Annotated in this window: 23 protein-coding genes; 14 read left to right on the top strand and 9 right to left on the bottom strand. The window is 65.4% G+C overall.

Features of this window, described 5'->3' with window-relative positions; translation table 11 throughout:
• Positions 1-9: 9 nt before the first annotated feature.
• The 7 genes from gcvH to purU all read left to right on the top strand — a co-directional run bounded on the left by gcvH (position 10) and on the right by purU (position 7,743).
• Positions 10-393, top strand: coding sequence for a glycine cleavage system protein GcvH (gcvH, locus tag ACQCSU_RS13000; RefSeq protein WP_426975728.1), 384 nt, complete (start codon positions 10-12; stop codon positions 391-393).
• A complete protein-coding gene (gene glyA / locus ACQCSU_RS12995) occupies positions 390-1,703 on the top strand; it encodes a serine hydroxymethyltransferase (protein ID WP_426975727.1) in 1,314 nt (437 codons plus the stop codon). The genes gcvH and glyA overlap by 4 nt, the downstream gene beginning before the upstream one ends.
• A gap of 189 nt (positions 1,704-1,892) precedes the next feature.
• Complete coding sequence (locus ACQCSU_RS12990) at positions 1,893-3,308, top strand: L-serine ammonia-lyase (protein ID WP_426975726.1); 1,416 nt, start codon at positions 1,893-1,895, stop codon at positions 3,306-3,308.
• Between the two features lie 102 nt (positions 3,309-3,410).
• On the top strand, positions 3,411-4,424 hold the full coding sequence (lipA, locus tag ACQCSU_RS12985) for a lipoyl synthase (protein ID WP_426975725.1): 1,014 nt from the start codon (positions 3,411-3,413) through the stop codon (positions 4,422-4,424).
• Between the two features lie 19 nt (positions 4,425-4,443).
• Positions 4,444-5,271, top strand: coding sequence for a methylenetetrahydrofolate reductase (locus ACQCSU_RS12980; RefSeq protein ID WP_426975724.1), 828 nt, complete (start codon positions 4,444-4,446; stop codon positions 5,269-5,271).
• Entirely contained in the window at positions 5,268-6,740 is a 1,473-nt protein-coding gene (gene cycA / locus ACQCSU_RS12975) for a D-serine/D-alanine/glycine transporter (RefSeq protein WP_426975723.1), read from the top strand. Before ACQCSU_RS12980 ends, cycA begins: the two co-directional genes overlap by 4 nt.
• Before the next feature lie 94 nt (positions 6,741-6,834).
• Positions 6,835-7,743, top strand: coding sequence for a formyltetrahydrofolate deformylase (gene purU / locus ACQCSU_RS12970; protein ID WP_426975722.1), 909 nt, complete (start codon positions 6,835-6,837; stop codon positions 7,741-7,743).
• 118 nt (positions 7,744-7,861) lie between these two features.
• Here the strand turns inward: purU and ACQCSU_RS12965 are convergent, their stop codons facing one another.
• Positions 7,862-8,884, bottom strand: a complete 1,023-nt coding sequence (locus ACQCSU_RS12965) for a PHP domain-containing protein (protein ID WP_426975721.1) — start codon at positions 8,882-8,884, stop codon at positions 7,862-7,864.
• A 317-nt stretch (positions 8,885-9,201) separates the two neighbouring features.
• On the opposite strand from ACQCSU_RS12965, the gene ACQCSU_RS12960 reads away from it, so the two are divergent.
• On the top strand, positions 9,202-10,254 hold the full coding sequence (locus tag ACQCSU_RS12960; protein ID WP_426975720.1) for a diguanylate cyclase: 1,053 nt from the start codon (positions 9,202-9,204) through the stop codon (positions 10,252-10,254).
• Positions 10,255-10,399: 145 nt separating this feature from the next.
• Complete coding sequence (locus tag ACQCSU_RS12955; protein ID WP_426975719.1) at positions 10,400-10,942, top strand: hypothetical protein; 543 nt, start codon at positions 10,400-10,402, stop codon at positions 10,940-10,942.
• Positions 10,943-11,058: 116 nt separating this feature from the next.
• On the opposite strand, the gene ACQCSU_RS12950 is transcribed toward ACQCSU_RS12955, so the two are convergent.
• Positions 11,059-11,544: a hypothetical protein gene (locus tag ACQCSU_RS12950; RefSeq protein ID WP_426975718.1), complete on the bottom strand. Its 486-nt coding sequence runs from the start codon at positions 11,542-11,544 to the stop codon at positions 11,059-11,061.
• A gap of 261 nt (positions 11,545-11,805) precedes the next feature.
• Between ACQCSU_RS12950 and ACQCSU_RS12945 the strand changes: the two genes are divergently transcribed.
• From ACQCSU_RS12945 to ACQCSU_RS12925, 5 genes are all read left to right on the top strand, one after another.
• On the top strand, positions 11,806-12,108 hold the full coding sequence (locus ACQCSU_RS12945; RefSeq protein WP_426975717.1) for a DUF4193 domain-containing protein: 303 nt from the start codon (positions 11,806-11,808) through the stop codon (positions 12,106-12,108).
• Positions 12,109-12,225: 117 nt separating this feature from the next.
• Positions 12,226-12,630, top strand: a complete 405-nt coding sequence (locus ACQCSU_RS12940) for an NUDIX domain-containing protein (RefSeq protein ID WP_426975716.1) — start codon at positions 12,226-12,228, stop codon at positions 12,628-12,630.
• An 88-nt stretch (positions 12,631-12,718) separates the two neighbouring features.
• Entirely contained in the window at positions 12,719-13,084 is a 366-nt protein-coding gene (locus tag ACQCSU_RS12935) for a GNAT family N-acetyltransferase (RefSeq protein WP_426975715.1), read from the top strand.
• A gap of 371 nt (positions 13,085-13,455) precedes the next feature.
• The gene (locus tag ACQCSU_RS12930) at positions 13,456-13,935 is read left to right on the top strand and encodes a histidine phosphatase family protein (protein WP_426975714.1); all 480 of its coding nucleotides are present in this window, start codon (positions 13,456-13,458) and stop codon (positions 13,933-13,935) included.
• 101 nt (positions 13,936-14,036) lie between these two features.
• Positions 14,037-14,366: a pyrophosphatase gene (locus ACQCSU_RS12925; RefSeq protein ID WP_426975713.1), complete on the top strand. Its 330-nt coding sequence runs from the start codon at positions 14,037-14,039 to the stop codon at positions 14,364-14,366.
• 411 nt (positions 14,367-14,777) lie between these two features.
• On the opposite strand, the gene ACQCSU_RS12920 is transcribed toward ACQCSU_RS12925, so the two are convergent.
• The 7 genes from ACQCSU_RS12920 to ACQCSU_RS12890 form a co-directional block, all read right to left on the bottom strand.
• A complete protein-coding gene (locus tag ACQCSU_RS12920; protein WP_426975712.1) occupies positions 14,778-17,000 on the bottom strand; it encodes an FtsX-like permease family protein in 2,223 nt (740 codons plus the stop codon).
• A gap of 8 nt (positions 17,001-17,008) precedes the next feature.
• The gene (locus ACQCSU_RS12915; RefSeq protein ID WP_426975711.1) at positions 17,009-17,722 is read right to left on the bottom strand and encodes an ABC transporter ATP-binding protein; all 714 of its coding nucleotides are present in this window, start codon (positions 17,720-17,722) and stop codon (positions 17,009-17,011) included.
• Positions 17,719-18,246, bottom strand: coding sequence for a PadR family transcriptional regulator (locus ACQCSU_RS12910; protein WP_426975710.1), 528 nt, complete (start codon positions 18,244-18,246; stop codon positions 17,719-17,721). Before ACQCSU_RS12910 ends, ACQCSU_RS12915 begins: the two co-directional genes overlap by 4 nt.
• 143 nt (positions 18,247-18,389) lie before the next feature.
• Positions 18,390-19,445, bottom strand: a complete 1,056-nt coding sequence (locus tag ACQCSU_RS12905; protein WP_426975709.1) for a CU044_5270 family protein — start codon at positions 19,443-19,445, stop codon at positions 18,390-18,392.
• On the bottom strand, positions 19,411-20,007 hold the full coding sequence (locus tag ACQCSU_RS12900; protein WP_426975708.1) for an RNA polymerase sigma factor: 597 nt from the start codon (positions 20,005-20,007) through the stop codon (positions 19,411-19,413). Before ACQCSU_RS12900 ends, ACQCSU_RS12905 begins: the two co-directional genes overlap by 35 nt.
• Before the next feature lie 263 nt (positions 20,008-20,270).
• Positions 20,271-21,410, bottom strand: a complete 1,140-nt coding sequence (locus ACQCSU_RS12895; RefSeq protein ID WP_426975707.1) for a CU044_5270 family protein — start codon at positions 21,408-21,410, stop codon at positions 20,271-20,273.
• Complete coding sequence (locus ACQCSU_RS12890) at positions 21,407-21,898, bottom strand: RNA polymerase sigma factor (RefSeq protein WP_426975706.1); 492 nt, start codon at positions 21,896-21,898, stop codon at positions 21,407-21,409. The genes ACQCSU_RS12895 and ACQCSU_RS12890 overlap by 4 nt, the downstream gene beginning before the upstream one ends.
• Positions 21,899-21,973: the final 75 nt, after the last annotated feature.

Genomic DNA, 21,973 nt, shown 5'->3' with positions numbered 1-21,973 from the left:
GAATTTGATATGAGCAAGGTAGTTGCTGAACTGAAGTACTCCGCCGAGCACGAGTGGGTTGCCGTTGACGGCTCCGGACCGTCCGTGATCGGTGTCTCCGCTGTGGCAGCCGACGCCCTCGGCGACATCGTCTACGTGGATCTGCCCGAGGTCGGCTCCACCGTGACGGCCGGTGAGACGTGCGGTGAGATTGAGTCCACCAAGTCCGTTTCGGACCTGTACTCCCCGGTGACCGGCGAGGTCACGGACGTCAACGACGGCGTCGTCGCTGACCCCGCGCTGATCAACACGGACCCCTATGGTGCCGGCTGGCTCTTCAAGGTCGCGGTGGAGTCCGAGGGTCCGCTGCTGTCGGCCGAGGAATACGCTGCTGCGAACGGTGGTGAACTGTGAGCAACACATCCGTCATTGAGCAGGTTGTCTCGCCGAGCCTGGACGCAGACCTGTCCGAGCTGGACCCGGAAATCGCGGCGAAGATCGATGCCGAGCTGACCCGCCAGCGGGACGGCCTGGAAATGATCGCCTCGGAGAACCACACCGCCGTGGCCGTGATGCAGGCGCAGGGCTCGGTGCTGACCAACAAATACGCCGAGGGCTACCCGGGCAAGCGCTACTACGGCGGCTGCGAGCACGTGGACGTGATCGAGCAGCTCGCGATCGACCGGGTCAAGGCCCTGTTCGGCGCCGAATACGCCAACGTGCAGCCGCACTCCGGCGCGCAGGCCAACGCCTCGGTCATGCACGCGCTGATCAAGCCCGGCGACACCATCATGGGCCTGAACCTCGCGCACGGCGGGCACCTGACGCACGGCATGCGGATCAACTTCTCCGGCCGTCTGTACAACGTGGTCCCGTACCAGGTCCGCGAGGAGGACCACCGGATCGACATGGCCGAGGTGGAGCGGCTGGCGCTGGAGCACAGGCCGGCGCTGATCGTGGCCGGCTGGTCCGCCTACGCCCGGCAGCTGGACTTCGCCGAGTTCCGCCGGATCGCCGACTCCGTGGGCGCGTACCTGATGGTGGACATGGCGCACTTCGCCGGGCTGGTCGCGGCCGGTCTGCACCCGTCCCCGGTCCCTTACGCGCACGTCACCACGTCCACGACGCACAAGACCCTCGCCGGTCCGCGCGGCGGCATCATCCTGTCCAACGACGCCGGCATCGCCAAGAAGATCAACTCGGCGGTGTTCCCCGGCCAGCAGGGCGGCCCGCTGGAACACGTCATCGCCGGCAAGGCCGTGGCGTTCAAGATCGCCGCGTCCCCGGAGTTCAGGGAACGCCAGGAACGGGTCCTCGCCGGCGCCCGGATCCTGGCCGAGCGCCTGGTCCAGCCGGACGTCACCGCCAAGGGCATTAACGTGATCTCCGGCGGCACCGATGTGCACCTGGTCCTGGTGGACCTGCGCAACTGCGAGCTCAACGGGCAGCAGGCCGAGGACCGCCTCGCGGAAATCGACATCACGGTCAACCGCAACGCCGTGCCGTTCGACCCCCGCCCGCCGATGGTCACCTCAGGCCTGCGGATCGGCACCCCGGCACTGGCCACCCGCGGCTTCGGCGAAGCAGCCTTCGCGGAGGTTGCGGACATCATCGCCGAGGCACTGACCGCCGACGCCGGCGCCGACCTGTCCGGTCTGCGTCACCGCGTGGAGGCCCTCGCCGCCGCGCACCCGCTCTACCCGGGCATGGCCAATCTCGCCTAACGGCGCCGGGACCGGCTCCGGGGCTCGCGGCCCTTTGGGACCGGCATCCTCCGCGTGCTCGGTCGCGAAGACGCCCGCTGAGCGGACGTGTCGCTCCCTTAGACGCACGCTTCCGGATGTCGGTCCCAAAGGGCCTGCTGATCGCCTCACCCACCGTCCCTGCCACGATTATCTAGTTAGGAACCGACCATGGCCGTTGGAGTCTTCGACCTTTTTTCGATTGGTATTGGACCATCCAGTTCGCACACCGTGGGCCCCATGCGGGCCGCCGCGGTCTTCGCGGGTGAACTCAAGGACTCCGGTGCGCTGGACCGCGTGGCCTCGCTGCGCGTTGACCTCTACGGATCGCTGGCCGCCACCGGCCGCGGCCACGGCACCATGACCGCCGTGTTGCTGGGCCTGGAGGGATACCACCCCGAAGTCATCCTCCCCGATGAGGTCGAGGAAAGGCTCGCATCGATCGCCGAAACCGGCACCCTGAACCTGGGCGGCGGCGCGGACCCGGCCTCCGGCATGCCGCTGCCGTACGGGGAATCGGACATGGTCCTGCACCCGCTCACCGTGCTCCCGCGCCACACCAACGGCATGAAGTTCAGCGTCTCCGACGCCGACGGCGCCCTGCTGCACGAGGTCACGTTCTTCTCCGTGGGCGGTGGTTTCATCGTCCGCGAGGGCGAGGAAGACGCGGCCCTGAAGGAACTGGACGAGTCCAAGAAGGAACTGCCGCTGCCGTTCCGCACCGCCGCGGAACTGCTGGAGCACTGCCGGGTTACCTCTCTCAGCATCAGCGACGTCATGCGGGTCAATGAAGAAGATAATCGCACCGAGGAGGAGATCCGCGAGGGACTGCTGCACATCTACTCCGTCATGGAGGGCTGCGTGCAGGTCAGCCTCAAGCGCGAGGGCCTGCTGCCCGGTGGCCTCAAGGTCCGCCGCCGGGCGCCAGACTGGCACGAGCGGCTCCTGAAGGAGGACAAGGACCGGGACCCGAAGTACTGGCAGGAATGGGTCAACCTGATCGCGCTGGCCGTCAACGAGGAAAACGCCTCCGGCGGGCGGGTCGTGACGGCCCCCACCAACGGCGCCGCGGGCATCATCCCGGCCGTGCTCTACTACGCGCTGCACTTCGCCCCCGGCATGGACAAGGCCACCCAGCAGGACCGCGACGACGTGGTGGTCAAGTTCCTGCTGACCGCCGCCGCCGTCGGGGTGCTCTACAAGGAACAGGCCTCGATCTCCGGCGCGGAAGTCGGCTGCCAGGGCGAGGTGGGTTCGGCGTCGTCGATGGCCGCCGCCGGCCTGGCCGAAGTCATGGGCGGAACCCCCGGGCAGGTGGAGAACGCCGCGGAAATCGCGATGGAACACAACCTCGGCCTGACCTGTGACCCGATCGGCGGACTCGTGCAGATCCCCTGCATCGAACGCAACGCGATCGCCGCCGCCAAGGCCATCAACGCCGCCAAGATGGCGCTCTGGGGCGACGGCACGCACCGCGTCTCCCTCGATGAGGTCATCGTGACCATGCGCGAAACCGGCAAGGACATGTCCTCCAAGTACAAGGAAACAGCCATGGGCGGCCTCGCCGTCAACGTGGTGGAGTGCTAGAGGAGCGACCCATGGGAACTGAGGGCAGGGCGGACGAACGTCCACAGTCCAAGGCCAGCAGACCCACCTACAAGCACGCTGACAACAAAAAGAAAGAAAACTATGACCCTGGCACCTGAAGGCCGCAAGCTGCTGCGCGTTGAACAGCGCAACTCGGCAGTACCGGTCGAACGCAAGCCCGAGTGGATCAAGGCCAAGGTCCAGATGGGCCCCGAATACGTGCAGCTCAAAAACCTCGTCAAAAAGGAAGGCCTGCACACGGTCTGTGAGGAGGCCGGCTGCCCCAACATCTTCGAGTGCTGGGAAGACAAGGAAGCGACCTTCCTGATTGGCGGCTCCGAATGCACCCGCCGCTGCGACTTCTGCCAGATCGATACCGGCAAGCCCTCCCCCGTTGACGTTTTCGAGCCGACCAAGGTGGCCCGCTCCGTCCAGGCAATGCAGCTGCGCTACGCCACCGTCACCGGTGTGGCCCGCGACGACCTCGCCGACGAGGGCGTCTGGCTCTACGCCGAAACGGTCCGCAAGATCCACGAACTGAACCCGGGCACCGGCGTCGAACTGCTGATCCCCGATTTCTCCGGCAAGCCCGAGCACATCCAGGCCATCTGCGACTCCAAGCCCGAGGTGTTCGCGCACAACGTCGAAACCGTGCCCCGGATCTTCAAGCGGATCCGCCCCGCCTTCCGCTACGACCGCTCCCTGGACGTCATCACGCAGGGCCGGAACCTGGGCATGGTCACCAAGTCCAACCTGATCCTGGGCATGGGCGAAACCCGCGAAGAGATCTCCGAAGCCCTCCGGGACCTGCACGACGCCGGCTGCGATCTCATCACCATCACGCAGTACCTGCGCCCGAGCGAGCGGCACCTGCCGGTGGACCGCTGGGTCAAGCCGCAGGAATTCGTGGACCTGCAGCAGGAAGCCGATGAGATCGGTTTCCTCGGTGTCATGAGCGGGCCGCTGGTGCGTTCCTCGTACCGCGCCGGCCGGCTCTGGGCCACCGCGATGCGCAAGAAGGGCAGGGAAATCCCCGCCGAGCTCGCCCACATCGAAAGCTCCGGCAGCACCCGCCAGGAAGCCAGCTCAATCCTCGCCGCGCACGCCGGCGTCTAACACCCGTAAAGGACCAAAGATGTTCCCCACACGACTAGAGATCATCCCTTCCGAAGACATCGTCGAAAAAGTCACGGCGGCTGCGCCCCTGGGCACCACACTCACCATCACCTGCCTGCCCCACCACGGCATCGGGCGCACCATGCGCGCGGCAGTCGAGCTGGCCCAGCTGGGCTACGCGGTGGTCCCGCACCTCGCGGCACGCGCCCTGCAGGAGCGCTCCCAGCTCGTCGGAATCCTGCGCGACTGCGACGCGGCCGGCATCAGGGAAGTCTTTGCCATCGGCGGGGACTCCCCGCGGGCCGCCGGACCCTACGGCACGGCGGCAGAGCTGATGGAAGACATCGCCCAGTACTCCGGCGGTGGAATCTCCATTGGTGTCGCCGGCTACCCCGAGGGGCACCCCTCCGTCGTCGGCCTCGACCTCCTGGACGCACTGCTGGCCAAGCAGCACCTGGCGAGCCACATTGTCACCCAGATGTGCTTTTCCGCCCAGAAGATCGTGGACTACGTGGGCCTGCTGCGCCGCGAGGGCGTGGAGCTGCCGGTCTGGGCGGGGGTCGCCGGTACCGTGCCCCGGACCAGGCTGGTCGCCCTTGGCACCCAGATCGGCGTCGGGGCCTCCCTGAAATTCCTCAGCCGCAAGGGCCCGCTGGCCCGCCGGCTCCTCAGCGGGGAAAGGTACGAGCCTGCGTCCCTGATTTCCGAGCTTGCCGAACACCCGGGCAAGGTATCAGGCATCCATTTCTACACTTTCAATCACCTGAACGCGGTGACGGACCGGGCAACCCCGCCGTCGAGTCCTGTGGCTACCGAACTCGTTTCGATTCAAGGAGCAGCAAAATGAAGACCCAGACTGAAAACCTGGCGCAAGCCCCGCACCTGGAGAGGCAGCTCAGCAACCGGCATATCCAGCTGATTGCGATCGGCGGCGCCATCGGAACCGGCCTGTTCATGGGCTCCGGCAAGACGATTTCGGCGGCCGGGCCTTCCGTGATCTTCGTGTACATGATCATCGGCTTTATGTTGTTCTTCGTCATGAGGGCGATGGGCGAACTGCTGCTGAGCAACCTGCACTACAAGTCCTTCAGCGACTTTGCCGCGGACCTGCTCGGACCTTGGGCCGGCTTCTTCACGGGCTGGACGTACTGGTTCTGCTGGGTGATCACCGGAATCGCGGATGTTATTGCGATTGCCGGCTATTCGCAGGAACTCTGGCCGGGTCTACCGTTGTGGATCCCCGGGCTGGTCACCATCGCCATCCTGCTGCTGCTGAACCTGGCCACAGTGAGGGCGTTCGGTGAGACCGAGTTCTGGTTCGCGCTGATCAAGATCATCGCCATCGCGGCGCTGATCGTGGTGGGCCTGTTCATGATCTTTAGCGGTTTCCAGTCCGACGCCGGCCCGGCCACCTTCACCAACCTGTGGAGCCATGGCGGTTTCTTCCCGAACGAGTTCATGGGCTTCGTAGCCGGTTTCCAGATTGCCGTGTTTGCCTTTGTGGGCATTGAACTGGTGGGCACCACGGCTGCAGAGGCCAAAGATCCGGAGAAGAACCTGCCGCGCGCCATCAACTCCATCCCGATCCGCGTGCTGCTCTTCTACGTGGGCGCCCTCATCATCCTGATGTCCGTCACCCCCTGGACCCAGTTCCAGGCCGGCCACAGCCCCTTCATCGCCATGTTCTCCCTGGCCGGCCTGGGTGCCGCCGCCACCGTTGTGAACCTGGTGGTGCTCAGCTCGGCCATGTCCTCGGCCAACTCCGGCATCTACTCCACGTCGCGCATGGTCTATGGCCTGGCGCAGGAAGGCGACGCTCCGGCCGTGTTCGGAGCCCTGTCCCGTCGGAAAGTCCCGCAGAACGCGCTGTTCCTGTCCTGCGTACTGCTGCTCTCCGGCGTGGTGCTGATGTACGCGGGCCAGGACATCGGCAAGGCCTTCGACATGGTGACCACCGTGTCCGCTGTCTGCTTTGTTTTCGTCTGGTCCATCATCCTGGCCAGCTACATTGCCTTCCGCAAGCGCCGCCCGCACCTGCACGAGGCATCCAAGTTCAAGATGCCCGGCGGCATCCCCATGGTCTGGGTGGTCTTCGCCTTCTTCGCCTTCGTGCTCTGGACACTGACCACCCAGCCGGACACGCTGACGGCCCTGCTGGTCACGCCGGTCTGGTTCATCCTTCTTGGCATTGCTTGGCTCGTCCTGCGCCGGCGCCCCGCCCACCTGGCCCGCTACGCGACATTCCAGGCCGAACTCGCCACCGAACTCGCCCAGGACAGGGAGCAGGAAGCAACCACCGGGCGGCAGCGTCCCTGAGTGCGCGCCCGGTACCCGCGCGGGTACCGGGCTCGTCGTTTTCGTACTGGCGGCCATCCGCGGAAGGCAGCCGAAATTTTGGAAGGCTGAAACAATGAACACCGCGCTGACTTTGACCAATCCCGCCCAGAAACCGGCGGAACCTACCGCCCTGACCGAGCATGTGCTGACCCTTGACTGTGCGGAGTCCCCCGGCATCGTTCACGCGATCTCGGGGTTCCTGCTGGACCACGGCTGCGACATCATCGACAACAAACAGTACGGCGACCGCGGGGAAGGGCACTTCTTCATGCGCGTCCACTTCTCCTCCGCGAAGGAGGCCTTCGGCACCGAGCAGCTGCGCAGCGACTTCACGGCCCTGGCGGAGAAATGGAAGATGAACTGGCAGCTGGAGCCACAGGGCCGCAAACGCCGGGTCCTGGTCATGGTCTCGAAATTCGGGCACTGCCTCAACGACCTGCTCTTCAGGGCACGCACCGGAGATCTTCCGATCGAAATCGTGGCCGTGGTGTCCAACCACCGCGACCAGGAGGGACTGGTCCAGTGGCACGGCATCCCGTTCTTCCACCTGCCGGTCACGAAGGACTCCAAGCCGGAAGCCGAGGCCAGGCTGCTGGAACTCGTGGATGAACTTGACGTTGAACTGGTGGTCCTGGCCCGCTACATGCAGGTCCTCAGCGACGGCCTCTCCGCCCAGCTGGCAGGCCGGACCATCAACATCCACCACTCCTTCCTGCCCAGCTTCAAGGGTGCCAAGCCTTACCACCAGGCCTATGACCGCGGCGTGAAAACCGTGGGCGCCACGGCCCACTACGTCAATGCCGAACTGGACGAGGGGCCCATCATTTCGCAGCAGGTCATTGACGTGGACCACACGTACACACCCGACGACCTGGTCGCGGTGGGCCGGGACGCCGAATGCGCCGCCCTGCGCAACGCGGTCCGCTGGCACTGCGAGGGCAGGATCCTGCTGCTCGGCAACCGGACCGTGATTTTGCGATAGGGCACTGTCCTAGGCTGCACCACTAAGAGCCGGCAGCTGATGGCCGGACACCTGAGGCCGGAACGCGCCACGCGTTCCGGCCTCAGGTGTTTAGATCAGCCGGACAGAACAGCCGGATTCAGTTCCCGGACGCGGCCCAGGCCAGCAGGCGTTCCAGCGGCCAGGTGGTGATGATCCGGTCCGCCGGGACGCCGTTGGCTGCCGCCCGCTCGGCCCCGTACTGGAGGAAATCGAGCTGGCCCGGGGCGTGCGCGTCGCTGTCAATGCTGAACAGGCATCCGGCGTCGAGGGCAAGCTGGATGAGCCGGTCCGGCGGGTCCTGGCGTTCCGGCCGCGAATTGATCTCGACCGCCACGTCGTGTTCCGCGCAGGCGGCGAAGACCAGTTCCGCGTCGAACTCCGACTCGGGGCGCGTCCCCCTCGGCCCTTGAACCAGCCGGCCCGTGCAGTGGCCGAGCACGTCCGTGTGCGGGTCTGCTATCGCGTTGAGCATCCGCCGGGTCATCGTGCGCTTGTCCGAGCGCAGCTTGGAGTGGGCGCTTGCCACCACCACATCAAGCCTCTCCAGTAGTTCCGGCGTCTGGTCCAGGGTGCCGTCCTCGAGGATGTCGACCTCAATACCGCGCAGCAGGCGGAAGTCCCCGTTGCGGCGGGCGTTGATGCGTGCCACGACGTCGAGCTGCTGCTCCAGACGCTCGGTGCTCAGCCCGTTGGCGATGGTGAGCCGCGGAGAATGATCGGTCAGCGCAAGGTATTCGCGGCCCAGCAGCTGCGCGGCGTCCACCATGAGCTCAATCGGAGACCCGCCGTCTGACCAGTCGCTGTGGCTGTGCAGATCTCCCCGAAGCAATCCCAGCAGCTCTCGGCCGCCTTCAGCCAGGGGGTGGGAGCCACGGCTGCGCAGTCCCGCCAGATAGCCGGGCACATCGCCGTCGAGAGCTTCCCGGATGACTTCCAAGGTGCGGTCCCCGATCCCTTTCGTCCGCTTGAGCCGGCCGTCCCGCGCCCGCGCCTCGAGCTCCCCCAGTTCCAGCCCGGCGATGATTCCGGCGGCTTTCCGAAACGCCTTCACCTTGAACGTGGGGGCAAGCTCGCGTTCGAGCCAGAATGCAATCTCATTGAGGGCAGCGGCGGCGTCCATGCCACCATCTTGCACCAGGCCGGGCCCACACGGGCCTCAACTAACCCTGACGTAGGGGGCGCCAGCCGCAGACCGCGTCGCAACCCGGGTGCCGGTCCGGGTTCTGAGAGACTTGACCCGGCCGGGGCCTGATCCGGCAGGGAACTACGCTGAGGGTCTGCCGGGGGCCGCCTCCGGCAGCTTGGAAATCGTTCGGAAATGGTCCTACTCGACAGGTCAACGCTCATGGTGGTCTTCGCCGTGATGACGCTGACCATGCTGGTGCTGTTCTACTTCGACACTTACCGGAAGAGCCGGGCACCGTTTGCCGGCTGGTGGTGCGTCGCCGTCGGCTCCTTTTTTGTGCCGCCGTCTTCTACTTCCTGGGCGAGGTCTCGGGCGTGGCCTGGGCGCCGAGCGTGGGGAACGGGGTCATGGTGCTGGGTTCCGGCTGCGTCTGGGCGGGCGTACGCTCCCTGGCGGGACGACGCGTCCGCCCCGTGCTGCTGGCCCTTCCCGCTGCTGCGGCCTGCACGGTTGGCTTCGCGGTCCACACGTCGGGCGACACCCGGATCGGCAGCATCGTCCTGCTGGCCATGATGGGGACGGCAATCGGGCTGGCCTCACTCGAGCTCTGGCGCGAACGGGCAAGCTCCTGGCACCTGGTGCGCTCGCTCGCCGTCGCCACCGCTGTCTGTGCCGCCTACTACCTCAGCCGGATGGCCGGACTGGCCGTCCTTGGACCCCAGAACGCGCTGTTCCAGCTCCTGTTCGGCACCGGCGTCACCCTGCTGATGGCGATGGTGCTGCTGGTGGTCGTCTCCTCCAGCATCACCGCGCTGAACACGGCCCGCCGGACCGAGGACCTGAAGGAACTGGCCGCCCGCGATGCGCTCACCGGGCTGCTGAACCGCCGCGAATTCACGCAACAGGCACAACAGCAGCTCCGGAACAACCTGGACGCCGGCCTTGAAACGGCGATTGTCATGGCGGACCTGGACAGCTTCAAGGCCATCAATGACGCATTCGGCCACGACGCGGGCGACGGCGTCATCCGGGCCTTCAGCGATGCCTGCCGCTCCGCGATGCGGACCGCCGATCTGGTGGGACGTTACGGCGGCGAGGAATTCGCCATGCTGCTCACCGGCGTCGATGCGGAAGAGGCAGTACGGATCGCGGACCGGATCAATGCGGTGCTGGCTGAGCACAGCTCCCTGCCCGACGGCGCGCCGCCGGCCACCGCGAGCTTCGGAATCGTCGACACGCGGAACCGCATCAGCGGGCTCCAGCGGCTGATCCGGGAAGCGGACGGCGCCCTGTACGAGGCGAAGGCTGCGGGCCGCAACCGCGCCGTCGTCGGCCTCGCCCTTGCCAGCAAGGCCGCCCACTAAAGCCGGAACCGGGGCCGCTGTGGGTCAGCAGAAGTGGCGGGACACGCACTGCTCCCTTGCTCCCTAACGGATCAGCGGGCAGGATGACAGATGACCACAGCGGCGGTCCGCGCGGACCGGCCCGATGACCACAACCCGAGGATTCATGACCAGGGACGCAAATATCCACGCCCAGGAGCGCCTCGGAGCCGCCACCGCAGCCATGAGATTCATCCGCGCGCTCGCCGCAGGAGCCGCCGCCGGGGCCGCCGGGACCACAGCACTGAACACCCTCACCTACCTGGACATGGTCTGGCGGGCCCGTCCCGCCAGCAGCACCCCGGAGGCGACCGTGGAAAAACTCGCCGACGTCACCGGCCTCACCATCAAGGGCAACGAGGAAGAACGCACCAACCGCATCGCCGGACTCGGCCCGCTCACAGGGCTCGTCGTCGGCGCCGGCGTCGGCGCCGTCCTCGGCCTCGCCCGGGAGGCCGGCTACCGGCCCGGACTCCTCGGCTCCTCATTGTCCGCGACCGCCGGCGCACTCCTTGGCAGCAACGGACCCATGACCATGCTCGGAATCACCGACCCCCGCACCTGGTCACCCACGGACTGGGCCAGCGACATCATCCCCCACCTGGCCTACGGCATCGTAACCGCCACCACCCTGCACGCACTCCACCCCGGCCTCCCCCGCCGGCCCTGACCGGACGCAGGCGGACAACGGTGCGGGCCTCCGTGAGGGTCCGCGGCACCCTTCCGTTCCTGAAGGGGCGGGCGTGATCTACATGATGGCTGCCGGGCCGAACGGGCCCACCATTGTTAATCCCGGTGAGGCTCGGGCCGGACCTGCCAGGGAGGCTGGACGAGAAGGAACATGATGGCCGCGGTCACCACGCCGGCCGCAAAGATGGCAGCGAGATGGGTGGAGAGCGGCGCGCCGCTGTACATGGTCAGCCCGACCGCCAGCAGCGAGGCGGCCAAAACAGTCAGGACCACCGGCTTTTGCCGCCGAAGGCCCGCCAGGAGCAGAAGCGCCGGAACGACGTACCAGATCACACTGGCGGTGCCCATAGAATTGATCTGCTCGGTGATGGCGGCGCTGCCCGGGATAAAGGCAACGAGCGGCTGATAGAACATCGACGCACAGTGAAGCATGAGGCCCAGCAGCCCCGCCGCGGCAAGTGCGAAATCCACGGCGGCCAGTTTGGCTGCCAGCCCCACCAGGGGCAATCCGGGAACAAAAAGCCGCAAGAGCAGCAACAGCAAAACAACCACGGCGAGGCCCACAACAAATTCAGTCGGCATTTTTACAGCCTACAGAGCGACACTTCGAAACTGCCCGGTCCGTTTGGCACCCGTTAGGCTCCCTGGCCAGCGTCTGCGCAGGCCCTGACAATTCACACCATCTCTTGGACGCCCGAGTACCTCATGAGGTCACGGGTTGCCCTGGACTTCACGAATCTGCCGCCACAGGCAATTCGTTCGGCCCAATGGCTATGGAATACGGACGAGATCGTGTACGTTGCATAGCCGACACCCGCAACACGAGAAAAGAGAACCACCTCAGTGGCAACCGACTACGACGAACCCCGCTCCGACGTCAAGGAATCACAAAACAACTCCCTGGAGGCTCTGCAGTCCGCCAACGCCCCGGACGCACGAAGCGTCGTCCGGGACCTGGACGAAGCCGACGGCCTGGACGGGCTCGACGTCCCCGGCGGCGAATTCGTCGCCGAAGAACTCACTGTCCAGGTGATCCCGCAAAAGAAAGACGAGTTCACCTGCTACTCCTGCTTCTTGGTCAGGCACCGCTCCCAGCTCGCCCGTGAGAAAAACGGCCACGCCTATTGCAACGAGTGCGAACGCTAACGATCGCTGCCTGGATGGATCGAGGCTCGAGTCTTCTCGAACGGTAGGGGTTTGTGCATCGGACGGACATGACTGCTGTGATTTGTGTGACGCGAACCTGTCTGGTCGACTCGTTCCATGACCCATCGTGTTGTAGTCGGGGCGCTCGTCGGGCCTTTGGGAGTTCTCCTGTGCCACCGGCGCCCGTCCGTGCGCTGGTATGCCGGTAAGTGGGACTTTCCTGGTGGTCATGTCGAGAACGGCGAAACGGCCGGCGACGCTTTGACTCGTGAGCTTCGTGAGGAAATCGCGGTAATAGTTGCCTCGCCTTCGGGTGATCCGGACTTCATCATCCGCGAAAACGAGGACTCGCCGGACGGGTTGGCTCTTTCCGGATGGGTCCTCACGGAATGGTCAGGCAACCCCGCGAATATTGCCGCAGAAGAGCACGACGAGGTCAAATGGTTCGCGCCCAGCGATGCCCTCCAGCTCGAACTAGCCCATGACGCCTACGCGGAGGTGCTGCGTCGCATCGGGGCTTGAGCCGTGGGAATGAGCATGCCGGCGGCGTGAAGCACGGCTTGCGGCAGGCCAACAGCAGCAGTCCGAGGCCGCCCGTAGAGTTTGGTGAATGGATGCCCTGGATCAGCCCATAATTGATGCCCCACCGTACCTGCTCCGTCCGTTTGCAGCCAGTGATATTGCGCTTGTCCAGGAAGCGTCGAGGGATCCGCTGATCCCGTTAATCACGACGGTTCCCGCTAGCCGATCCAGACTGGCAGCCCTGTCCTTCATCGAAAGGCAGCACCAACGCCTGGCCAACAGATCCGGTTATTCCTTCGCAATAGCCGATGCAACATCTAACCGGGCGGTCGGGCAGATCGGGCTGTGGTTGAAAAACATAAACCAGGGGCGGGCGAGCATCGGGTATTGGATCGCGCCAAGCCACCGGGGCAAAGGCGCCGCGTCCACAGCACTGAACGCCCTCTCCAGTTAGGCCTTGCCAGGTCAGGCATTTACCGGTTGGAGCTATACGTGGAGCCGTGGAACGAGGGCTCGTGGCGCGCAGCCGAGCGCAGCGGCTATACCCGCGAGGGGCTGCTGCGGAGCTGGCAAGAGATCGGCGGACGGCGCAAGGATCTGTACATGTACTCCCGGCTCCGTCCGGCCGACCCCCAATCCTGCACTGATACATATTCGGGGAAGGCAGCCCATGCATGAGATCTACGTCGTGACCCATCCGCACGCTGAGCACACGGAGCTTGACCTCGTCGGCGGCTGGTATGACTCGCAGTTGACCCCGCTCGGACGCCGCGACGCCGGCCTTGTTGCGGAGGAACTGGAGCGCCGCCGTCGCCCAGACGGCCGGTGCGCATCACCACGTCCGACCTCGCCCGCTGCACCGATACCGCTCAGATCATTGCCACCGTGCTCGGCGCCCCCGTCACACCGGATGCACGGCTGCGGGAGATCAGTTTCGGCGAAGCCGAGGGACGGCCGAACGGCTGGCTCGCCCACCGGCAGGTCCCGGCGCCCGACCACGATCGGCTTGATCACCGCGGCCCCATCCCCGGTGCGGAGACCCGCCGCGAGGTCGCGGCCAGGATCGGCGCGTGCGTGCGCGAGTTGATGGCCGACCGCGCCCACGACCACATCGTCGTCACACACGGCTATGCACAGACCTTCGTCATCACCACGTGGCTGCAGGTCCCCGTGGAAGCAGCAGGCTTCGTATCCTTCGCGACCAAACCCGGGGCGATCACTCACCTGCGGCAGGACAAATTCTGGCGCAACCGCACCGTGGTCGCTCTCACCGATGTCGATCATCTGGACCCAGACCAGGCCTAGTCCATGAGTCCATGAGTCCATGAGATTGTCGTCGCCGAGCTGCGAACATCTGGCCCGCGTGCCTTTGACCCCTCACGTCAAGGCGGCCTTAGGGTTGCCCCATGGATCTGAGCCAACTCGAGCAAGAATTAGAAGACGTATCTGAAAGGTATGCGCGAACAAATGGAATCGAGCGAGACTCGAACTGGTACACACTCAAGCTTCATGAAGAAGTCGGAGAGCTCACGCAGGCATACCTTATGAAGACCGGACAGGCACGATCCAAGGGGTTGAGCCAAGTCGAAATTGAGGACAATTTCAAAGCTGAAATAGCCGACGTTTTCGCTCATATCCTCCTCCTGGCAAGGCACCATGGCATCGACGTACTCGGCGCCGTGGACGACAAATGGCTTCGGTGGCATCCGTCCCGCGCGGAGCCGGCCAACTCGTAAGCGGGCATTTTTTCTCGGATCCGTGCGTCCCGCCCGTCCCTCGCCGGACCGGCGGGATGTCTATGATGCTGCGAGACAGTGAGCACCGTAGAAGCCCCGGACCAGAATTATTGTCGTCGGAGTGCCCGGGCGCATGCTGCAAGCAGACGCGTATCAGAGGCTATACACGCATATCCAAAAAATCGGATATTGCAACGTGAGTTTTCCGGGCGCCGCGCGTTGACCCAGAAAGTTTTGCCACGGTCCGCAGCCTGCTACGCCTCCGCCGAGCCCGCTGATCGCAAACGATTGGCGTGTCAGTCCCAAGGAAGTGCGACGGGCCAATGAGGCGGCAAGTGAGGCCCCGACCAGACTTCCTGGTCGGGGCCTCCTGGCACCGATGGGACAACCTTCGTGCGGGCCGTGGCGCTCCTATTCGAAGCGTGTAACCGTCATTGCTGTATTGCCCCGGATGAGGCTGAAGGTTGCGGCCACCGCGCCGAGGGCCAGGAGCAGGCTGAGGCCCAAAGCTGCGAAGTAGTCGGGCGCCGGCCAGGTCACCCGGTAGGCGTCGTTGATGCCGGTGACCATCAGCCAGGCCACGAGGAACCCGAGTCCGATCGAGAGCAGCAGCACGGTCAGGAGCGGGACGGCTGCCTCGCGGGTGATGATCCGGCGCAGGACGGAGACCGGCATTCCCATGAGCCGCATCAGGCCGAGGACGCGTTTCCGGTCCAGGACGGCGGAGGCGGTGGCGACGGCCAGGGACAGGCCGGCAATTGCGATTGCGACGAACATGCCGAGGTAGGCGAGCACCGCCAGGCCCTGAATCAGGCGGGTGGCGGACTGCAATTTGATGTCCAACGGGGAGGTGGCCGGGATGGCCGTGATGCCTGAACCGTTCAGCGCTGTCCGGGCGCGGTCCATGGCCTCGGGAGTCCCATCGGTGTCGAGCACAATCACGACCGGTACCAGTCCGTCCAGGGTTCCGGCGGGAGCCGGGGTCAGGGCAAGTGGCTGCGTTGTCCAGAAGTAGAGGAACGACGAATCAACGGCAACGGCCTCTGTTGCCGGGATGTCCTCGAATCCCAGGCCGGGAGCATCCGCGGCGCGAAGGTAGATTTCAGGGCCGGCATCCCTTCCGGAGAGGGCTGCCGGGCCATAGCCGACGGTGGCGCTCCGGATTCCGGGCAGATCCTTCGCCTGGCGCGCGGCCTCCGACACCCGGGCCGGAGTGTGTCCGGCGCCCACGGTCGCGTGGAGGCTGGTGGGCTGGAGCAGGCCGGGCCGGGCCGGCGGCGCCTCTGTTGTTTGGATGATGCTGGATGCTCCGGCGAAGACAGAGACGACGAACACCGCGATGACCAGCCCGGAGACGGAGCGGAATGTCGCGACCGGATTTCTCTGGATCCGGCTGACGGCAATGACTGCCGCCGCGCTGCGCGCCTGGCGCAGCCCGATCCGGCTCACCAGGCGGGTCAGCCAGGGGCCGATGACCACGATTCCCACCAGGATCAGCACAAAACCGCCGATGAGCAGCGGTGATTCCAGCCACGGCAGGCGCACTTCCAGGACCCGGATAGTAACGACAGCCGTGATCATGGCCCCCAGTCCGGCCAGCAACGGCACGATCCGCCACATGGTGGGTGTCTTTTCGTGCACCGCACGCGTCACCCCCAGGGGGCCAATGCCTGCCCGGGCCGTGCGGTGCGCGGCCACCAGTGCCGAGGCCGCGACCACCACGGCGACGACGGCGGTGGCAGCCACCCACCCGGCGCCCAGATCAGCTTCGAACATCCTGGTTCCATTGACCGGTATCTGTGCGGCAGCCGGCCTCAGCACGGCGGCCAGCACGACGCCCAGCAGTGCACCGACCAGACTGGGGACAGCGGTTTCGACGGCGGCGATCCGCGAAATTACCTGTGGGGATGCGCCAATGAGGCGCAGGGTCGCGAAACGTTCCCGGCGCTGGACCGCGCCCAGGCCGGTGGCGATGCTGATCAGCAGCAGCACGGGGAAGAACACCGCAATGGCCCCGATGGACAGCACCGTGCTGTAGGCGGCCGCACTGCCACCATAAGGGTTGGTCGTGAAGTCTGACACCAGGAAAGCTCTCCCGCTCTGGCGGAGTTCGGTTTCCGTTGCTCCCGTGATGACGATCAGGGAATCCGGTCCGGGCAGGGCGGCATCGTCAATCGTGCCGGCAAACTGCCCGAAACGGTCTCCAAGCTCGTCCCGTGGCGTTGACTCGATCAGGCGCTGGAGGGCAGGGGAGGCATAGTATTGGCCGGGCGCCGGAAGATGATCGATCCCGGGAATTTTTACGGTGGCCGAGCTCAGTGCCGCGAAATCGCGGCGGTTGATCAGTTGGTCGCGGAAGACCTCCACCGGGTTTGTCCTCATGAGCACAGTGTCGGCTGTCAAAGGCGCTGGTGTTGCCGGTCCCGCGGCGGCGGGATCGCCGGCGGCCACCGGGGTACTGGCCGATAGGCTCCCGTCCACGCGCAGCCAGGCACCGCGGTCATCGCGGGCGCTCAGTCCGTTGGCGCCGCCCCAGAGCAACAACAGCAGGCATACTCCGACGGCGATCCCTCCAGCGATTCCGGCGAGCCGGCCGTAGGCGGACCGGCTGCCGACTACTGCCAGTTTCAGCAACCCGGGATTCACGCGGACACCCGGTAGCCGGCGCCGATCACGCCGTCGCGCACCATCACTTCCCGGTCCGCATACGCGGCGGTGCGCGCATCGTGGGTGATCATCACCACCGTCGTGCCTGCTTCCCGGACAAGCTCGAGCATAAGAGTCAGCACGTTCTCTGATGCGAGGGAATCCAGCGATCCGGTGGGCTCATCGGCGAACAGCACGGCAGGGGACGTCACAAGCGCCCGGGCAACGGCGACGCGTTGGGCCTGGCCTCCGGACAGTTCACCGGGCAGCTTCGCGCCCAACCCGTCCAGGCCGAGGCGTTCCAGCAGGTCCGCCGACCGGCGCAGCGCCTCCGGGCGCCTGGTCCCGGCTAGGAGCAGCGGGATGCTGACGTTATCCACCGCTGTGAGCTCCGGCAGCAACTGGCCGAACTGGAAGACGAACCCGAAATCCGTCAGCCGCAGCCGGGCCCGTTTCGGCTCACCGAGGGCACTGATCTCCATCGGGGACCGGCCTGCTGGACTGTACGTCACCGAACCGCCGTCGGGGACAAGAACACCGGCCAGGCAGTGCAGCAGCGTGGACTTGCCGGATCCGGACGGGCCCACGACGGCGAGTACTTCGCCTGCGTGGACGTCGAGGTCGATGCCCCGCAAGGCCTCGGTCTGCCCGAAGGAGTGGTGCAGGCCGCGGGCACTGAGGATGGGTGCAGTGGTGTCATTGGTGTTCATGCGCTCTGGAGCTCCTTCTTGAGTCGGGTGAGGCGGGCGCTGGTGAGGTCGATCCAGCGCAGGTCGGCTTCGATGTGGAACAGGCCGTGGTCGCACATCAGGACCCGCAGCAGGTCCGCGTCCTGCTTCAGTCGGGTCAGTTCGCGCATGCGGGCCATGTGTTCGCTGCGCTGCACGTCGAGCAGCCGGTCGGCGTCATCGTCGATCAGCAAGGCGATCACGGTCTTGGCAAAGAGGTTGCTTTGAAGCGTCTCCGATGGAACATCCGGGGTGAACAACCACTCGCGCACCTTGTCCATGCCGGCAACGGTGATCTCGTACTTCTTGCGGTCCGGACCGCCGCCGGTCTCCTCACCCAGGGCGCGGATCAGCTCGTCACGGATCATCCGGGCCAGAGTGGAATACACCTGCCCGAAGGCCAGGGGCTTCCCGGCCCCGAAATAGCGATCATAGGAGTGCTTGAGGTCGTAGCCGTAACTGGGCTGGCGGCTGAGAAGGCCCAGCAGGGTGAGGGAGTTGTTCACCCCTCCATCTATACACTGAGTGAATAGTGTGACGCCAGCTTCGCATCACTGGATCTGGCCGTGTCGTGCGGCGGAGGCGAGGCGAGCGGGCAATGACCGCCTGGAATTGAGCTTTCCAGGCGGCCATTCTTGTCCGATGGAGCTTAGGGGGCGGAGTTCACCACGGACGTCCGCACGGAGGTCCAGGACATGACTGTTCCTGCGGGGGAATCAGGGTAATCCTTCTGCAGGACGTCCCGTTCGCCGATCACCAGTCCCGAGTCGGGATCAATGATGATCTCCGTCCGGGATCCTCCATCCGGGGACGGGATGCCGATGGCGATGCCCGTCCTGCCGTCAACTGTTGCCTGCTTATCCACGACGGTGGCGCCGGTGATGAGCGCGGCGGCCTTGTATAGGGCGGCGCGCAGGTCGGCAGGGATGACGCCGGTGCGCAGGGCATCCGCGATCGCACCGAAGGCCTTTATTTCAGGGGACTTCCCGGAGCCTTTTGTCCGCTCGTAGATGACGTCCAGCAGGGCCCATGGATCCTTGGGCAGGCTGCCGGCTTCGTTGAGGGGCGTGCCGTTAAGGACTGTTTGCTCGTTCCCGTAGAAAGCGCCCCCCGGGGCACGCAGAATCCCGACCAGCAGGGGCCGCCCTTCCGTCGGCCGTGCTTTCCGTATCTCGGCTTCTACGGCCTTGGCGGCTTCACTGGAGAACTGCATAGGAACAGGGTCTTCACGGTTCCAGACCCATTCCCCCTTCCGGTCTGCCGGAACATAGACCTGGCCCCCGGTTTTTTCCCGCCAGGACACGTTTCCCCCCGTACCACCACTGCTTGCGCCGTAGAGGGCGGTCGTTTCGATTTTCAGGTACTGGCCCGGTCCCACCACCGGGTCGGAGGTCTTGATGGTTGCCGCCGCGGCGTTGTTCAGGACCTCGGCTGCTTCGGCAGTTGCTCCCGGACGGTCGGGCAGAACAACATCGGCCGCCACGATGACGCCCACGAGGAAAGCTGCCGCTGCCGAGGCCAGCGCAATGCGGCGCCGGATGCGGATCGGACTCACCTTGGCTGGAGCGTGCGTACTGGTCGTTGCCCCGGGACGGGAAGCGGAGTCGATCCTGGCCATGAGTTTGGTGCGGCCGCGGGCCAGGGTGGCCGGTGGGGCGGAGCCGATGTCGCTACGCATTTCGCGGAGCAGCTGCAAGTCGTCCATGGTCGTTCTCCGTTTCATCAAGTATTCCGAGGTTGAGCTGGGTCCGCAGTGTCCGGCGGGCGCGGTTCAGGCGGGACCGCACGGTGCCCACCGGAACGTCCATGGCCAGGGCGATGCCCTCATAGGTCAGGTCTGCCCAGGCGTAGAGCAGCAGCGTTTCGCGGTCGATGGCGGCCATGGACTTCAGCGTGCCGGCGATGCGCCCGGTGGCCACACCGGCGTCCACCTGGCCGGCGATCCGGTCCGAAGCATCAGCCACGGCTTCCCGTGAAGCCGCTTTCGCCGCGGTTTTCAGCACCTTGGCTTCGGCCCGGTGGTGCCGCCGGAGCAGATTGATGGCGATGCCGAACAGCCAGGGCCGGGCATCTTCCCGGTCAAGGTCGTAGGTTTCCAGCTGTTCCCAGGCGACCAGAAAGGTCTCCGACGTGACGTCGTCGGCGGCGAAGTCGCCGGCCCTTCTGGCGGCGTATCTGTAGATGACTGAGGCGTGTCTGTCGTACAACTCCCCGAAAATTGCTGGGCTGGCCCGGGACCGCCTGATGATGTCGTTGTCTGTGCTCACACTATGTATTGCCCGTTCCCCGCAAAAGAGTTCACGGAGGCTTCCGCGATATGCGCTAGGGGTCCCTGATCGGGAGAAAAATCAAGCATATCCGGGGTCGCAGGCACCCACGATTGAAGGTTCACTCACACCCTGGACTGCCGGTTGTGCCGGCTGGATCTGGCCGGAAGCGCCGGGCCGTCGATGAGACCGGAGGTCTGAACAGTGAGAAGACCTCCCGGGAGCTCGTGATGCCGGGAGGTCTTCCGATGGTTCAGTGGTTGCTAGGGCGCAGAATCGACCACTGAGGTTTGAACCGAGGTCCAGGATGTCGCCGTTCCGGCGGGGAAATCAGCGGTGGCTGTCAGCGCAACCTCCCGTTCTCCGATCAGCAGCCCGGTGGCCGGATCAATAATGATGTCCATCCGGGTTTCTATGCCCGGACGCTCGATCCCGATCGCTGTGCCTACCTTGCCGTCAAGGTTCGCTTGCCGGTCTACGACGGTGACTCCGGGAATGAGCGCGGCCGCTTTGTACAGTGCAGCGCGGAGGTCTGCCGGGACGACTCCGGTGCCCAGGGCTTCCGCGATGGCTTCTAGCGTTTCGGCTTCCGGCCTGCCTTGCTTTCCTCGCTGACGAATTGTGTCCAGGAGGGCCTGGGGGTCACGGGGCAGAGTCTTCACCCCCTCGAGCAGGGGCATGCCGGCGAACAGCATCCGCTGTTCTCCGTAGAAGTTCCCACCCGGTGCCCTCAGCAGTTCTCCCATCCTGATGGGGTCACCGGCCTGGGACTGCTGGTATTTGGCCGCCTCCGCCTTGGCATCCTCGCTGAAGAACGTCGTTGGGATGCGGGCTTCGCGGTTCCAGATCCATTCGGCTGTCTGGTCGGCGGGAACGTAGAGATGGTCGGAGGACTTGTCCAGCCACTCCACCGTACGGCGGTCTCCTCCAGGGTCCCCCAATAGGACGCCCATGGCGTAGACGGCTGTGGTATCTATCTTCAGGTATTGGCCAGGTCCGACGAGCGGGTCGGACGTGGTGATGGTTGCGGCTGCGGCGGCGTTCAACACTTCGGCTGCCTCGGCGGTTGCGCCGCCGTGGCTGCCGGGCACAATGACGTCGGCGGCCACGATCGCCCCGACGAGCATGGCGGCGGCTGCCGAGGCGAGCACAACCCGGCGCACGAACCGACGCGGGCGGCGCGAGGACAGCGAAGTAACGGCAGGCCGGGCTTCGACGGGCGTGTACGGCCCATCCAGGTGGCCCGCGCGAAGCTGGTCATGGGGCACCGAGCCGGCGTCGGGAGTCAGGAAGGACAGCGATCTGGCCCGGCTCCTGGCCAGTTCAGATTCGGTGACTGAGTTTCCCGGATCGACAGATGCAAGATGGCTTTCGAGGTCACCGGACATAGTGGTTTTGTTCATCTTGCTGCTCCCTCTGGCTGCGTCTGGGTCTGAAGTAGGTGGCTGAGTGCCTTGCGGGCCCGGTGCAGGCGCATCCTGACCGCGGTGGCGCTGGTGTTAAGCAGGTCGGAGACCTCGGTGGAGCTGAAGCCGTCCCAGTAGGTCAAAAGCAGTACTTCGCGATCGTCGGGGCCAAGTTGACTCAGTGCCTCATGGATGGGGGATTCATCATTGTGGCGCTCGTGGTTCCGTTCGAACTGAAGAGCTCCGAGGAGGCCGGCGGACCGGACAGATGACCGGTCATGGTTGCGGAGCACGTTTTTCGCTATCCCGAAGAGGACCATGACTGAAAGGCTGTCGTCCGGCCCTGTCTTCTCCCAGGTGATCCTGAAGACCTCGGCACAAAGGTCTTCAGCGGTAGCGGCGTTTTCTGTTCGACGGCGGAAATAGCGATAGATGCGGTCGTGGCCGGCAGCATGCGCGGCCAAGAAGCGCTTCTCCTTCTCCAAGTCCCCTCGTTCCTTACGGACTGTTTGTAGGCTCATGCCCTGTTAATGTCCGGCAGCCCCCAAAGTGTAACCACG

Origin of the sequence: Pseudarthrobacter sp. O4, assembly GCF_050157025.1 — a bacterium.
Classification (GTDB): Bacteria; Actinomycetota; Actinomycetes; order Actinomycetales; family Micrococcaceae; genus Arthrobacter.
This window is presented reverse-complemented; position numbering and strand designations above follow the sequence as displayed.